Here is a 15417-nt window from a genome sequence, read left to right as displayed (position 1 = left end):
ATAGAAGAAAAGCAGTATTCTTAAAGATAGAGTTTTTTTAACATATGTAGGAGGGTTTATTCGTGAGCAACTTATTTACAACAGTAAAAGAAAAAGTTCAAGGAAAAGGCATTTCTATCGTACTTCCTGAAGGAACTGATGAAAGAATTTTAGGCGCTGCAGAGCGTTTAGCAAAAGAAGAGTTAGTAAAACCAATCTTAGTTGGTAATAGAGAAGAAATTAGCGCAAAAGCTGCTAGCATGAATTTAACATTAGCAGGCGTTGATATTTACGACCCAGCTACATACGAAGAAATGGATGCAATGGTAGCATCTTTCGTTGAACGCCGTAAAGGTAAAGCAACTGAAGAAGACGCTCGCAAAATCCTTAAAGACGAAAACTACTTCGGTACAATGCTTGTATACATGGGCAAAGCACACGGTCTAGTAAGTGGTGCAGCTCACTCTACAGCTGATACAGTTCGTCCAGCACTTCAAATTATTAAAACAAAACCAGGCGTTACAAAAACTTCTGGCGTATTCATCATGGTACGTGAAGAAGAGAAATATGTATTCGCTGATTGCGCAATTAACATTGCACCAAACAGTCAAGATTTAGCTGAAATCGGTATCGAAAGTGCGAAAACTGCTGAGTTATTCGGCATTGATCCACGCGTTGCTATGTTAAGCTTCTCTACAAAAGGTTCTGCGAAATCTCCAGAAACAGAAAAAGTTGTAGAAGCAACTCGCATTGCAAAAGAAATGGCTCCTGAGTTAACTTTAGATGGAGAATTCCAATTCGATGCTGCATTCGTACCATCTGTAGCTGAGAAAAAAGCTCCAGGTTCTACAATTAAAGGTGATGCTAACGTATTCGTATTCCCAAGCTTAGAAGCTGGTAATATCGGCTACAAAATCGCTCAACGTTTAGGTAACTTCGAAGCAGTAGGGCCAATCTTACAAGGCTTAAACATGCCTGTAAATGACCTATCTCGTGGATGTAACGAAGAAGAAGTGTACAAGTTAGCTTTAATTACAGCAGCTCAAGCACTTTAATTCTATAATGAATTGAAATAAAGACCGTCGCTATTATAGCGACGGTCTTTATTTTTCTAAACCAAGTGCTTTATTATTACGATCAATAATACGTTGTAAATTCGTCTCATATAAAGGAATCTCATCTATTGTTAATTGAGATGGTGTTAACTTTGGAGCGAATTGCTGCAATGTTTTTAAAAGACGCATCATTAAATCTTGTACTGTAATGGTTTCGCCAAGTAATTCTGAGAGTGAGGCCATCGTACTTGGTACAATTTCAGGGTACGTAAAGCGTGTTTCTTCCCCTTGAATTGCTAGGCTGTAAAAATCACGAACGAGTGCGGCACGCTCAGAGCCACTTCCGGTAGCGCAGAGATAGATTTGGACAGCGACACCGCCGCGAATACGACGTTGTGAAATACCAGCGAATTTTTGATCGCGAATACTTAAGTCATAACTACCAGGACAGTAAGAGCCGACAATTTCTTTTGCCTCGATAGTAACGTCGTAATCCTTTAACATCTCCTTAATCAAATGCCACATTGTATCGTATCCAAGATCGATATCGATACCTTTTTCTGTTTCTTGGAATAAAAGTGATACGTTTAAAACACCTTCATCAAGCACGACCGCAAGCCCGCCAGAATTACGGACAATAACATTGAAGTTGTTTTGTTTTAAAAAAGAAATACCTTCTTCTAAATGCGGAAGGCGTGAATCTTGAATGCCAAGGACAATTGTATTGTGATGAACCCAAGAACGCATTGTTGCGGCTGACTTGCCATTTCCAATGCTTGTGCATAATGTGTCATCCATTGCGAATGACTGAAGTGCATGGAATGTTGGTCCCAAACTAGATTGATCTACAATGCGCCACTCTGGCTGAGATAAAATGGAACGGGAATTGCTCATATAACTAACCCCTTATCTTTAAAATGACAATCTCTATTATAGCAAAAAATGAAGAATGGAGTTTTCTCACATATAAAGGGGGAGCTTATAGGTGAAATAATAAAAAGGATGCATTACATGCATCCTTTTTATTCTGCAATTTTTTCTAAATTACCGTTTCGGTCCATTCGGAAAGATGTTTGAGAACGTTCTTCGTCATCCATGACTGCCAATTTACGAGCTCGGTTCATAATGTTCATAAGTGTTTCGTAATCTTCTTGTACAGTATGAGATTGCTTTTCCAATTTTTCTAGTTTCTTTTCTAGTTCCTCATTCCGAAGGATTTGTGCTTTAATTTCTTGTTTCAATCTCGTATTCTCGTTTTCAAGAGCTGTCACTTTTATATTTGAAGATCCGACTGTTTGTAAAAAATAAATAACATCTTGCATTGTCATAGAGCTTCTTGCAGCAGGAGCAGTAGATTCTTGATATGGAATAGCTTCTTTATATTGTACGATTGATTCTTCTTGTACTAATTCTTCATAATCAGTTATCGAATCTGAAGCTGGTGGTGTATAAAGTAAACGTTTTTTTGCTTGTTCACCGCTTGCAGCACGCATTTTATCTTTACGATGTTTTTTTGCTAGTTGAAGAGCTTGTTCGTAGCTATAGCGAACAACAGCATTCCAGCGGAAACCACAAGCAGCAGATGTACGATTTAACTGATCCCCTACTTCCTCAAATGCATTTAATTGCGTACTTCCTTCTCTAACATGACGAAGTACCGTTTCAGCAAGTAATAAATCATCCTCATCTGTCCAAGCATCTTGTCTTACTTTCATAGATTCAACTCCCTTTCTTTTTATGAACTTCCTATTTTTATAATGGGCAAAAAAATAAACTTTTATACAAAGCTTTTAAAAATATGGTAGATTTCGATGAAAGGTAAAAATTTTCCCATGAATGGTGAGCGCTTCTGTAGAAGAGCATATAAATATGTAGCATTATGTAGAGAATAGGCTTTGTAGGGAAACTTGCAACGAGCTTCAAAGAGCGGTAAAATACCATTTAGTGTTTATTTTTAAATGTACTTGAGAAAAGTTTAAAATAGAGGAAGTGTTATATAATGGGAAACGAGTTTCGCGTGTGCGATGACTGTCAGGCAACGAACGTTAAAACGTTAGTTCCGAAGTTAAAAAAAGTAGATTCATGTGCAACGATTGAAGTTGGATGTCAGTCTTACTGTGGTCCTGGTCGTAAAAAATCATTCGCATTTGTAAATAACCGTCCAGTTGCGGCTCCAACAGAAGATGAGTTAATCGCAAAAATTGAAGCAAAGTTAAATAAGTAAGAAAAAGAAGAGTGAAAAGATTACTCTTCTTTTTTATGCCCATAAGAGGAATGATTTATTCTGCGAAAGTACTCTTGTGTGGACGAACGTTTTCTAAAGGATAGATATAACTTTTGTATTGAAATTCCAATTTATATAAATTTATATTTCAAAATAATGGTTGACAGTCTTTTAAAGCGATAGGTAGAATAGAAGTGTCTGATTCTGATAATCATTATCAGGAGAATAACAATTCACCTAATTTTTTTATTACTATTTGAGAATAAATTTCATTTCAATAAATATATGTTGTTAGTTAGGATGGTTGAGGGATGGAAGCGAGCGCAAGCAGTATAGAACAGCAAGAAGAGAATGTTAAAGAGATTAAGAGCAGACCGCTTATCGCTTCTATTATTTTAGTAGCGGGTACAGTTTTGTTAGCTTTAAGCATGGCAGTTTCTATTTCTTTTGGGGCTGCAGATATTAGTTTAAAGACTGTATGGCAAGCTGTATTTCAGTTTGATGGATCTATTACACATCATAATGTAATTCAAGAGCTTCGCATGCCTAGAGCAATAGGGGGCGTAGTTGCAGGTGCCTTTTTAGCGGTATCAGGAGCAATTATGCAAGGTATGACGCGAAATCCACTTGCTTCACCATCGTTAATGGGGATTACAGATGGGGCTGTATTTGGAATTGCAATTATGTATGCATTTTTTCCTAATTCACCTTATTTAATGTTTGTTATCGCATCTTTTATTGGAGCTGCGTTTGGTGCAAGCATTGTATATGGAATTGGGTCTTCTTCACCAGGTGGATTAACACCTGTGAAATTAGCTTTAGCAGGTGCAGCTATTAGTGCTTTATTAGGGGCAATTTCATCTGGAATCGCATTGTATTTCAATCTTGCCCAAGAGGTAAGCATGTGGAATGCAGGCGGAGTTGCTGGAGTGAAATGGCAAAGTATTAATATGTTAGTGCCAATTGGCCTTGTTTGTCTTTTTATCGCAATTATGATGTCGAGATATATTACAATTTTGAGCTTCGGTGAAGAAATTGCAATTGGACTTGGTCAAAATACGACATTGATTAAATTTATCGGAACAGTACTTGTTCTTGTTTTAACGGGTTCCGCAGTTTCCATGGCAGGATCAGTTGGATTTGTTGGTCTTGTAATTCCGCATATGACTCGTTTTCTTGTAGGCTCGGACTATAGATGGGTTATTCCATGTTCTGCGGTCTTAGGTGGGCTGTTAATTGAATGTGCAGATATGTTATCTCGCGTTATTAACCCGCCATTTGAAACGCCAATTGGAGCAATTACAGCGCTAATTGGGGTTCCATTCTTCCTCTACTTAGCACGTAATGAAGGGAGAGGAAAGATGTGAGGACGAGTGTCTTAACAAAAAAGAACATTTCTATATTAACGATTTTAGTAGGACTAATCGTTTCTATATTTCTTATTAGTTTAAATACAGGAACTTTTAAAATCCCGCCAATGGACGTATTAAAGTCATTGGTTGGACTAGGGGCTGAAGATCAGTCTGTTATTTTATTTGAATTCCGTATGCCGCGTATGGTAATTGCTATACTAGTCGGATCTGCTTTAGCTATGTCAGGTGCGATTTTGCAAGGTTTATCACGAAATCCGCTTGCTGATCCAGGTATTATAGGTATTAATGCTGGAGCGGGATTAACAGTTGTTATATTCGTCTACTTCTTCTTCGGGAAAGTAGGGACTGGTACATTTTTATCTGTATTCATTCTTCCATTCTTCGCACTAGTTGGAGCGATATTAGCAGCGGTAATTATTTATTTACTAGCATGGAAAGACGGCGTTTCATCGACTCGATTAATACTTGTCGGTATTGCCGTTGCAGCTGGATTTGGAGCTGTTAGTTTAATTTTCTCTATGAAGATGACATCTAACGATTTTCGTTTTGCTACGATTTGGCTGGCGGGAAGTCTATGGGGTACAGATTGGAAATTCGTATTAAGTGTACTTCCATGGATGGTTATTTTCTTACCGCTTGCTATAAGTAAAGCACACATATTAAATGTAATGAACCTAGGCGATTCTACAGCAGTTGGCCTTGGTGTAAACGTAGAAAAAGAAAGACGTAAATTATTATTTATTGCAGTTTGTTTAGCAGGTGCATCTGTTGCTGTTGCAGGCGGAATTGGCTTTATCGGTTTAATGGCCCCGCATTTAGCAAGGCGCCTTGTTGGTGGTAAACATCAAATTATGTTGCCCACAGCTGCGCTAATAGGAACGTTTTTACTTTTATTTGCAGACGTAATTTCAAGAAGTGTATTAACAACTTCAGAAATACCAGTCGGTCTTGTTATTTCTGTAATTGGTGCACCATATTTCATTTATTTACTTATGAGGACAAAATAAAGGGAGGCTTTTCGTATGGCAACTTTAGCGGTGGATGCGGTATCTGTTGGCTATAATGAAGGTTTAATTATTGACGGGTTAACAGTTGAAATTCCGGAAGGGAAAATTACAACAATTATTGGACCAAATGGTTGTGGGAAGTCCACATTATTAAAAACGGCGTCTCGTATTTTGAAGGCAAAGCAAGGTACTGTTTATCTTGACGGAAAAGCAATTGAGAAACAGCCAACGAAAGAAATTGCAAAGAAAATGGCGATTTTACCACAAACTGCAGAAGTGCCAACGGGTCTTACTGTATTTGAGCTTGTGTCATATGGAAGATTCCCTCATCAAAAAGGGTTTGGCACGTTGAAAGAAGAGGATTATCGCTACATTAACTGGGCACTTGAAGTGACAGGAATGAAAGAATTTGCGAATCGTCCAGCAGAAGCGCTATCAGGTGGCCAACGTCAACGTGTTTGGATCGCAATGGCTCTTGCACAAGGAACAGAATTACTTGTATTGGATGAACCAACAACGTACTTAGATATGGCTCATCAATTAGAAGTATTAAACTTATTGAAAAAGTTAAATGAAGAAGAAGGTAGAACGATTGTTATGGTTATCCATGACTTAAACCACGCTTCTCGTTTCTCTGATCATATGATTGCATTAAAAGCAGGTAAGTTAATGAAACAAGGAACACCAGATGAAGTTATGACAAGTGAAACACTTCGTAACGTATTTGAGATTGAAGCTCAAATCGTTCCATGTCCAGTAAACTGTAAGCCAATTTGTTTAACATATGATTTAGCGATGATTAGTAATCAATTGCGTAAAAAAGCATAAGTAGAACCCCCTCGTAAAGAGGGGGCTTCTAATGGACGTTGAGCTTCTTATATATGAATGGGAAGTTGAACGCCCGTTAGAATGGGTTATTAACAACAGTTAATAAATATATATTAATTAATTGTTATCTTTGTTTCTTATAGTTCATTGTAACTTATAAGATAAATACAGCTAGAAGGAGTGGGAACATGAAGAATTTTAAAATGGCACTATTAGCAATGGTACTAGTTGTGACTTCTGTACTATTTGCAGCTTGTTCTAACAAAGAAGAAGAAAAGAAAGCAGATGCAAAGACTGAAGAGCGCACTGTAAAACATGCAAAAGGGGAAATTAAAATTCCTGCAAACCCAAAGAAAATTGCTGACCTTAGTGGTTCAACAGAAGAATTACTAATTTTCGGTATGAAACCGGTTATTACTGCTAATACATCTCAAGAAAAAATTGATGCACATATTGAAAAGAAACTAAAAGACGTTAAACCCGTTGGTTCTGCTTGGGGCGATAAAATTAACATCGAAGCAGTAGCTGCTGCAAAACCAGATTTAATTCTTGTAAATAATCGTCAAGAAAAGATTTATGACCAATTATCTAAAATTGCACCAACAGTTATGTTAAACACTCCGTTAGATCAATGGCGTCCAAAATTCGAAGAAGTAGGTCAAATCCTCGGTAAAGAAAAAGAAACAAAAGAATGGTTCAAAAAGTATGATGAAAAAGCAAGCAAATTACATGACAAAATCGTCGCTAAAACTGGTGAAGCAACATTTATGAAAATGGCTGCATATCCAAATGCTTTCCGCGTATACGGTGACTACGGTTACGGTAGCGTAATCTTTAATGATTTAAAACTACCGGCAGTTAAAGGTACACCAACTGATAAACCGTTAGTACAAGTACAAAAAGAAGCTTTAATCGATTACAACCCAGATTACTTATTCGTATTTACAACTGGTGACGGTTCTCAGCGCTTAAAAGAATTCCAAGAAGAATCAATTTGGAAAAACATGAACGCTGTTAAAAATAACCACGTATTTACAATTAAAAATGAAGACTTAAACAAAGGTTACTTCCCACTAGGGAAAGATATGATCTTAGACGAAGTTGCTGAATTCGTTTTAGGTAAATAATGTATAAAGGAAATCACTTTTACTTCGGTAAAGGTGATTTTTTCTTTTTATAAAGGGAATTAATACAGTCTTTCATTTCTTTCTGTTTCTCATTTCGTTTATAATATAAAGTAAGAATGTAGTAAAGAAAGGGGGATGTCGGAAAGTGGTATATTTAAACGACAAACTCAGCGAAACAAAAGTGTTTAAAGACCCAGTACATAAATATGTGCACGTGCGTGATCGTGTTATTTGGGATTTAATCGGAACGAAAGAATTTCAACGCTTGCGCCGTATTAAGCAGCTTGGAACGACATTTTTTACATTTCACGGTGCAGAGCATAGTCGCTTTACTCATTCGTTAGGTGTATACGAAATTATTCGTCGTATGATTGATGATGTGTTTGATGGCAGACCAAATTGGAATGCTGAAGATAGATTGTTATGTTTATGTGCGGCATTACTTCATGATGTCGGCCACGGCCCATTTTCTCACTCGTTTGAAAAAGTATTTTCATTAGATCATGAGAAATTTACGCAAAAGATTATCGTAGGCGATACGGAGATTAATGATGTATTAAGTCGTGTTGATAAGGAGTTTCCACAAAAGGTAGCAGATGTAATTGCAAAAACGTCTACTAATAAATTAGCGATTAGTATGATTTCGAGTCAAATTGATGCGGATCGTATGGATTATTTATTAAGAGATGCTTATTTTACAGGCGTAAAGTACGGAAACTTCGATATGGAACGTATACTGCGTGTAATGCGTCCGTATGGGAATCAAGTAGTCATTAAAAATAGTGGTATGCATGCTGTTGAGCATTACATTATGAGTCGTTATCAAATGTATTGGCAAGTATATTTCCACCCGGTAACGCGAAGTGCAGAAGTTATTTTAACGAAGATTTTACACCGTGCGAAATCACTGCACGAGAAGTATTATACATTTAAAAATCATCCTGTTCATTTCTATTCTTTATTTGAAGAAGAAGTAACAGTAGAGGATTATTTAAAGTTAGACGAGAACGTTATGTATTACTACTTCCAAGTATGGCAGGAAGAAGAAGATCCAATTTTAAGCGATTTATGCCGCCGTTTTATGAATCGAAATCTATTTAAATATGTAGAGTTTACAGATAAACACGGTTTAGATAATTGGATGGAATTAAGTAGTTTATTTAAAAAGATTGGACTTGATCCGGAGTATTATTTAGTAGTCGATTCAACATCAGACTTACCGTATGACTTTTATCGTGCAGGAGAAGAAGAAGAGCGTCTACCAATCCTACTTCTTATGCCAAACGGAGAGCTTAGAGAGCTTTCACGTGAGTCGGATATTGTTGAGGCGATTACAGGTAAGAAAAGAACGGATCAAAAGCTATTCTATCCGCATGATTTAATCTATGAAGATGGAAGAAAAGGAAAATATAAAGAGAGAATTATTGAGTTGTTAGAAGGAAAGAAATAAGAAGCAGCTAATGGCTGCTTCTTATGAAAAAACTTGAAATTATTTGTCGCTTAAGCGTTTTCCGCCAACTGCATAATGGTTTTTAGACATTTCTTCGATGAAAACAACGATGTTTTCTTCAGGAGCACCAGTTGTTTCGCTTACTGCTGCTGTTACTTTCTCAGCAAGAGCTTTCTTTTGTTCTTCTGTGCGTCCTTCTAGCATTTTCACTGTTACGTATGGCATGTACAATCGCTCCTTTTATGTAAGTTACACTCTTATTATAGCGGATTATAGGGAAGAACAATCGAAAAAACAAATAATTTCTTTTTTTGACATATGGAAGAGGAGATGAAGCATGGATCAGTTATTTAGATACCCGTTGCACCAAATTCCTTTGGTAGCAATGGCCATTATTATCGCATTATCAGTTCATGAATTTGCACATGCATATGTAGCATATAAATTTGGAGACGATACAGCAAAGAGACAAGGTCGTTTGACTTTATCACCGATGGCACACTTAGATCCTATAGGTTTGATTGCAGTATTAATTCTTGGATTCGGTTGGGCAAGACCGGTTCCTGTTAACCCATATAACTTTAAAAGACCGCGTCTTGCAGGTGTATTAGTTTCAATTGCGGGGCCGATTAGTAATTTAATTTTAAGCGCAATTGGTTTAATTATTTGGTATAGCTTATTAAAATTTGGTGTATTATACTCAATTCCATCTGCAGTAGCAGATACGTTAGCTCAATTTTTCCAGATTTTTATTATGCTGAATATCGTTTTACTTGTATTTAACTTATTACCGATCCCGCCACTTGATGGGTATCGTGTAGTGGAAGATTTAGCGCCAGCAAATATTCGCGCGAAAATGACACAGTATGAAAAATACGGGGCAATTGCGTTATTAATTCTCGTTATTACACCGCTTAGTAATTACACAATTCAACCTATTTTCCAGGTAGTTATTCCGCATGTATTTGTATTTTTAGATAGCATCATTGCGCCTATTTTTGGCCTTTTATAATTTTTAAGTGAGGAGGATTTTACATATGACAGAGAAAAAGAAAAAAATCGGTTTTAATATCGTGAAAAATGATTCAACAGATGGACATGGTGGATTTGGTGTTGGGGCATTAAGCTTAGAAAACATTTCACCTGTATTTGTTGATGTACTAGAGAAAACTGCATTCGTTGATATTGGTGCGATGCACGCGCGTAGTACAGTAGAAAAAGGTATTAAGTTTTTAACAAATAAAGATGAAGTTCCAAACGGAAAACCATTTTGGCTTGTTTGGGTAACGATTGAAAGAACTGCGACAGGTGCGTATTACGCAGGTGTAACAGCTTGTGAAATGACAGTAGACCGTGAAATTCGCCGCGGATATAAATCACTTCCAGAGCACGTAAATAAAATGGATAAATCATTGAAGCGTCACATTATGGTTGAACATATGGATGAATCATCTAAAAAAGTACTTGGTACGTTCTTGAAAGAACATAATGAAGCGATTTGGAACGAATCTAGTGAAGAATTGCGCTGTGCATTATTAAGTGAATAAAAAATAGCTGACGGATGCCCGTCAGCTATTTTTTTACCAAGGAAGATATTTTTTCCACCAACTTGTTTTTTTCTTTTCTTCAGTCGTTTTTTCAAATTCTTCTTTATCATCGACGTGATCCATACAATATTCAGTCGGTTCGGTACCTTTAGCGAAATACATTTTCACAGAAATAGGACAATTTTTTGTAGCAATTTTACCGTTCTCTGGATTGATATTAACCGCTACGACGTCACTTGGTTGTTTAAATTCTTTTTTTGGTTGTCCATCTAACCCTTTCTCCATCGTATCAGTCCATATTTTCTTCGCATATCCTTGTTCTGCTACGTTTGAAATAGATTTAGGTTGATCATATCCGACCCACACACCAGTTACGATTTGCGGAGTAAATCCAATCATCCAACTATCCGTTTCAGTAGAACCAGATTTGCCGGCATATGTTCTTGATAGTTTGGATAACATCGATTGACCAGTTACAGCAGCATAGCTGCTTAGTTTCTTATTAAACATACCAGTCATCATTTCTTCCATTACAAACGCTTTGCTCTTGTCGAGAACTTGTTTACTCTCTAAATGAGCATCGTATAATATATTTCCTTCATGATCCATAATGCGGCGAATGAAAGTAGGTTTTACTTCTTTTCCACCGTTTGCGAACATGCTATAAGCGTTAACCATTTCAATTGGTTTTACTGGTGATGTACCGAGAGCTAGAGAAGGAACATCTTTTAATGCACTTTTAATTCCAAATTGTTTCGCTGTTTTTGCAAGCGCGTCATCGCCTAAAAACAAATTCGTTTTCACAGCATAAATGTTATCAGAGACTGCGAGAGCTTGTGCCATCGTTACGAAATCATCTGCATAATAATCTTTATAGTTCTTCGGTTTATACTTTGAAACGCCGTCACCTAAGGTGAATACAGTATATTCGCTTTTTAAGCGCGTAGCAGGCGTGAATCCTCGTTCTAATGCCGCATAATATAGAAATGGCTTAAATGTAGAACCAGGCTGACGAATGGCTTGTGTAGCCCTGTTAAATTGACTTGTAGTATAATCAGTTCCACCAACAAGAGCAGCCACTTCACCTGTCTTTGGATTCATAGAGACGAGAGCAGTTTGTATGTTTGTTGTGTCAGGTATGTGATCTTTTACAGCTTGTTCTGCTACAGCTTGTAGTTTAGGGTCTAGCGTTGTATAAATTCGCAAGCCACCCCGTTGTAAAGCTTGTTCGTCTAATCCAACATCACGAAGGAGCGAAGCTTGTACAGCATCTTGGAAATATGGTGCGACCTCTGCTACTTTTTTCGTATCTAATGAGGCAAAAGTTAGTGGCTCTTTCTTCGCTAAGGCTGCTTGTTGCTTCGTAATATATCCTTGTTCTACCATTTCATCTAATATGAGAGCTTGTCGTCCTTTCGCACGATCCTCTTTCAAAAAGGGCGAATAGACACTTGGCCCTTTCGGGATACCTGCGAGCATACTAGCTTCTGCTAATGTTAACTCTTTTGCCGTTTTATCGAAATATAGACGGGATGCAGCTTCGATGCCATAAGCGCCATGTCCGTAATAAATTGTATTTAAATATCCTTCTAAAATATGATTTTTATTATAATTCACCTCAAGGCGAATTGTGTACATTGCTTCTAATAGTTTACGTTTCCACGTTTTATCATGATCTAAGTAAAGGTTACGAGCATACTGTTGTGTAATCGTACTAGCACCTTGGACTTTTGCCATCGCTTTTAAATCGGCAACAATGGCACCAGCAATACGTTTCATATCAAAGCCATGATGTTTGTAGAATCGTTGATCTTCAATAGATAGTGTCGCCTCTTTTACATAAGGTGAAATTTCATTAAGAGATACATTGTAACGTTTTTGCATTTCATTACTTTGTCCTATAACAGTGTCATCATTTGCGTAAAAGACGCTTGTTTGCGGGACCGCAACAGGAGGAGGTCCCATAATTTTTGCAACTATAATAATAACAAAAAAAGAAAAAACGAAGAAAAGGACGCAAGAAAACATTGCGGTGAAGAAAAGACGTTTATATTTTTTAAGTTTTGGATTCATAGTTTGATCCATCTTTTTTCAGCCCCTCATTAATACAAGCGTTATTGTATTAGTATTGAGGGTTTTCATTTATTTTAAACAATGAAATTTCGAAAATAAAAAAGCCCCTTCCATTAAGAAAGGAGCTCAAAGGCACGTGCTGGCCAATCAGTAATGATGACATCTACACCATAATCAATCATAGTTTGTAAATCTTTGTATTCATTAATTGTATATGGACGGAAAACATACCCTTGCTCTTGTGCTAACTGCACAAATTCTTTCGTTAATAACTGGAAGTTTGGATGTAATCCATTTGCTTCTCTATGTTTTGCTTCGGCAATTGGATCAGCAAGTGGTGTATCATATAAAATTGCTCTTGGGATTTCAGGAGCAATTTCTGCTAATAATGAAACAGAGTCATGGTTAAATGATGAAAATACAATTTGATTAGAAAGATGATATTCACGCACAAGTGCAACAGCTTTTTCCTCAATATTTGGGTAATGAATAACATCTGTCTTTAATTCAATATTTAGTTGTAAGTTCGTTGTGGAAAGCCAAATGAAAACCTCACGCAACGTTGGGATTTTTGCTTCATGGAAAGAAGGGTCTTTATAGCTACCAGCGTCCAATGATTGTAGTTCCTCTACCGTTTTTTCCGAAACAAGTCCAACGCCATTTGTTGTACGATCGACGGTTTCATCGTGAATTACGACAAGTTCACCATCTTTTGATAAGTGGACATCGAGTTCAATTCCGTGAGCGCCAATGCGTTCTGCTTCTTGGAAGGCAATCATCGTATTTTCGGGATGTGTTCCTTTTACTCCGCGGTGAGCGAAAATAAGTGGTTTACTCATGTGAAATTCTCCTTATTATCTCTTTTCTTTCATTATGAAACTGCTTTAGGGAAAATACAATTGAATATGACAAACATTTACAAAAGTCTAACAGTTGCACAAAAGTTAACGTTAACGTAAAATGTAATAATTAAGTGAAGGGAGGAATAAACATGTATAAAATTGATGAAGTAACAAAGCAAGTCGGTTTAACAAAACGTACACTTCGTTATTATGAGGAAATTGGTTTAATTCATCCCCCAGAACGTAGTGAGGGGAATATTCGTCTGTATACGGATGAGGATATTGCAAGAATTAAAAGAATTGTAGAAGCGAAAGAAGTGCTAGGAATCACACTTCAGGAAATGCAACATTTTTTATCATTAAAAGAAAGAATGGAACAAAGAAGGAATAGCGAGAACCCTCGTGATCGTGAAGTGATTCAAGAAATTAAAGATATGCTTGAACAACAAGTGCAAACGCTAGACGAAAAAATGGAGCAAATGCAACGTGTAAAGGCAGAACTCGAAGATAGTTTACATCGTGCAGTAACATTTTTAGAGAACACAAAAGGAGAGTAATCAAAATGGAGAGCAAACAAAAACTAGGGAGATTGATTACAGTGGTGGCTACCTTCCTTGCCTTTTCGGGTATAGGGGTAGTTGACCCAATTTTGCCAATTATTGCTGAGAAAATCGGTGCAACGCATTGGCAAGTTGAAATGTTATTTACCGCTTATATTTTAACGATGGCAATCATGATGTTACCAGCTGGTATATTTGCATCGAGATTTGGTGATAAACGAATGATGACAATCGGCCTTGCAATTGTGACTGTATTTGCGTTTATATGCGGTATATCGCAAACGATTGCTCAATTATCTCTTTTCCGCGCTGGATGGGGATTAGGAAATGCGATGTTTTTTGCTACAGCAATGACGCTATTAATAGCATTAAGTAAAGAAGTTCATGAAGCAGTAGGATTATACGAAGCAGCTATCGGTTTAGGCATGGCTGGCGGACCATTATTAGGCGGGATATTAGGTGGTCATTCTTGGCGTTATCCGTTTTTCGCGACAAGTATTTTAATTTTCTTAGCATTTATTTTAGTATTCTTTTTTGTAAAAGAACCGGAGCGAAAAGTGAAGCGTAAGGCTGCTGGGGTAGGAGAATTACTTAACCTGGTGAAGTATAAACCGTTTATGCAAGGTGCGATTTCAGGAATGTTATACTACTACGGATTTTTCGTTGTGTTAGCATATTCACCACTTATTATGCATTTATCAGCTATTCAATTAGGCTTTGTATTTTGCGGATGGGGGCTCGCGTTAGCTTACGGTTCTGCAATTTTAGCACATAAGCTAGAAGGGAAATATGAACCAAAAACATTATTAAAGGGTAGTTTACTCGTATTTGCGATTTTCTTAATTGCACTATTCTTTGTGAAAATTATGTGGTTACAAATTACTCTTATCGTTTTATCAGGATTGGCATCTGGCTTAAACAATGCATTATATACAAGTTATGTAATGGATATTTCACCTTATGAAAGATCTGTTACGTCAGGTGTTTATAACTTTGTTCGTTGGTTAGGTGGTGCGATTGCTCCAATTTTATCAGGAATTATCGGTCATACTGTTTCACCACAAAGTCCGTTTTTAGTAGGTGGAATTGTTGTGTTAGTTGGTTGTATTATGATCCTAATTCCAATTCGTAAACCAGTAGAAATAGAGACAAAAGCCCTTTCTTAAGAAAGGGTTTTCTTTCCTTTTACGGTGCAAACCCTTTCCGCACATATGTTAGAACCCTCTGACTAAAATATATTTTCGGTATTTTTGTACTTTTAACTATACATTTTGGATGTTTTGTTTTATTTTTGTTAGGGGACATTAATGATGTCCCTATTATAAATTTGCATTGAAAGGCGTGATTGTACG

Annotated in this window: 16 protein-coding genes; 11 read left to right on the top strand and 5 right to left on the bottom strand. The window is 36.9% G+C overall.

Going from position 1 to position 15417, the window contains the following annotated elements:
- The first annotated feature begins 62 nt into the window (after positions 1-62).
- The gene (pta, locus tag EBQ15_RS12475) at positions 63-1034 is read left to right on the top strand and encodes a phosphate acetyltransferase (RefSeq protein WP_000067225.1); all 972 of its coding nucleotides are present in this window, start codon (positions 63-65) and stop codon (positions 1032-1034) included.
- A 48-nt stretch (positions 1035-1082) separates the two neighbouring features.
- On the opposite strand, the gene lipL is transcribed toward pta, so the two are convergent.
- Positions 1083-1928 (bottom strand): octanoyl-[GcvH]:protein N-octanoyltransferase, encoded by an 846-nt coding sequence (gene lipL / locus EBQ15_RS12470; RefSeq protein ID WP_000071952.1) that lies wholly within the window; start codon positions 1926-1928, stop codon positions 1083-1085.
- Positions 1929-2056: 128 nt separating this feature from the next.
- Positions 2057-2749, bottom strand: a complete 693-nt coding sequence (locus tag EBQ15_RS12465) for an RsfA family transcriptional regulator (protein ID WP_000868358.1) — start codon at positions 2747-2749, stop codon at positions 2057-2059.
- Positions 2750-3033: 284 nt separating this feature from the next.
- Here EBQ15_RS12465 and EBQ15_RS12460 point away from each other — a divergent pair, with 284 nt between their 5' ends.
- The 6 genes from EBQ15_RS12460 (at position 3034) to EBQ15_RS12435 (ending at position 9043) form a co-directional block, all read left to right on the top strand.
- Positions 3034-3258 (top strand): YuzB family protein, encoded by a 225-nt coding sequence (locus EBQ15_RS12460; protein ID WP_000526078.1) that lies wholly within the window; start codon positions 3034-3036, stop codon positions 3256-3258.
- A gap of 311 nt (positions 3259-3569) precedes the next feature.
- Positions 3570-4625, top strand: coding sequence for a FecCD family ABC transporter permease (locus EBQ15_RS12455; RefSeq protein WP_000388296.1), 1056 nt, complete (start codon positions 3570-3572; stop codon positions 4623-4625).
- On the top strand, positions 4622-5638 hold the full coding sequence (locus EBQ15_RS12450; RefSeq protein WP_001260757.1) for a FecCD family ABC transporter permease: 1017 nt from the start codon (positions 4622-4624) through the stop codon (positions 5636-5638). The genes EBQ15_RS12455 and EBQ15_RS12450 overlap by 4 nt, the downstream gene beginning before the upstream one ends.
- Positions 5639-5653: 15 nt before the next feature.
- Positions 5654-6466 carry an ABC transporter ATP-binding protein gene (locus EBQ15_RS12445; RefSeq protein WP_000212068.1) on the top strand — a complete coding sequence of 271 codons (813 nt, stop codon included), beginning with the start codon at positions 5654-5656 and terminating at the stop codon, positions 6464-6466.
- Between the two features lie 188 nt (positions 6467-6654).
- A complete protein-coding gene (locus tag EBQ15_RS12440; RefSeq protein ID WP_000787725.1) occupies positions 6655-7593 on the top strand; it encodes an ABC transporter substrate-binding protein in 939 nt (312 codons plus the stop codon).
- Positions 7594-7738: 145 nt separating this feature from the next.
- Positions 7739-9043 (top strand): HD domain-containing protein, encoded by a 1305-nt coding sequence (locus tag EBQ15_RS12435; protein ID WP_000262730.1) that lies wholly within the window; start codon positions 7739-7741, stop codon positions 9041-9043.
- A 39-nt stretch (positions 9044-9082) separates the two neighbouring features.
- Here the strand turns inward: EBQ15_RS12435 and EBQ15_RS12430 are convergent, their stop codons facing one another.
- Entirely contained in the window at positions 9083-9268 is a 186-nt protein-coding gene (locus EBQ15_RS12430; RefSeq protein WP_001147171.1) for a 2-hydroxymuconate tautomerase, read from the bottom strand.
- Positions 9269-9380: 112 nt separating this feature from the next.
- On the opposite strand from EBQ15_RS12430, the gene EBQ15_RS12425 reads away from it, so the two are divergent.
- A complete protein-coding gene (locus EBQ15_RS12425; RefSeq protein ID WP_000372456.1) occupies positions 9381-10055 on the top strand; it encodes a site-2 protease family protein in 675 nt (224 codons plus the stop codon).
- Between the two features lie 25 nt (positions 10056-10080).
- Positions 10081-10590, top strand: coding sequence for a YwhD family protein (locus EBQ15_RS12420; protein WP_000136680.1), 510 nt, complete (start codon positions 10081-10083; stop codon positions 10588-10590).
- Between the two features lie 33 nt (positions 10591-10623).
- On the opposite strand, the gene EBQ15_RS12415 is transcribed toward EBQ15_RS12420, so the two are convergent.
- Positions 10624-12675, bottom strand: coding sequence for a transglycosylase domain-containing protein (locus EBQ15_RS12415; protein ID WP_000372965.1), 2052 nt, complete (start codon positions 12673-12675; stop codon positions 10624-10626).
- Between the two features lie 101 nt (positions 12676-12776).
- Entirely contained in the window at positions 12777-13502 is a 726-nt protein-coding gene (locus EBQ15_RS12410; protein ID WP_000042786.1) for a glycerophosphodiester phosphodiesterase, read from the bottom strand.
- A gap of 152 nt (positions 13503-13654) precedes the next feature.
- Between EBQ15_RS12410 and EBQ15_RS12405 the strand changes: the two genes are divergently transcribed.
- Both EBQ15_RS12405 and EBQ15_RS12400 read left to right on the top strand, forming a co-directional pair.
- Positions 13655-14062, top strand: coding sequence for a MerR family transcriptional regulator (locus tag EBQ15_RS12405; RefSeq protein ID WP_000276562.1), 408 nt, complete (start codon positions 13655-13657; stop codon positions 14060-14062).
- 5 nt (positions 14063-14067) lie between these two features.
- Complete coding sequence (locus EBQ15_RS12400; RefSeq protein WP_000444233.1) at positions 14068-15231, top strand: MFS transporter; 1164 nt, start codon at positions 14068-14070, stop codon at positions 15229-15231.
- Positions 15232-15417 lie beyond the last annotated feature (186 nt).

The sequence above is a fragment of the Bacillus sp. 2D03 genome (assembly GCF_003946765.1).
Taxonomy (GTDB): domain Bacteria; phylum Bacillota; class Bacilli; order Bacillales; family Bacillaceae_G; genus Bacillus_A; species Bacillus_A cereus.
The sequence above is the reverse complement of the archived record's forward strand: the minus strand, read 5'-3'. Positions and strand labels throughout refer to the sequence as shown.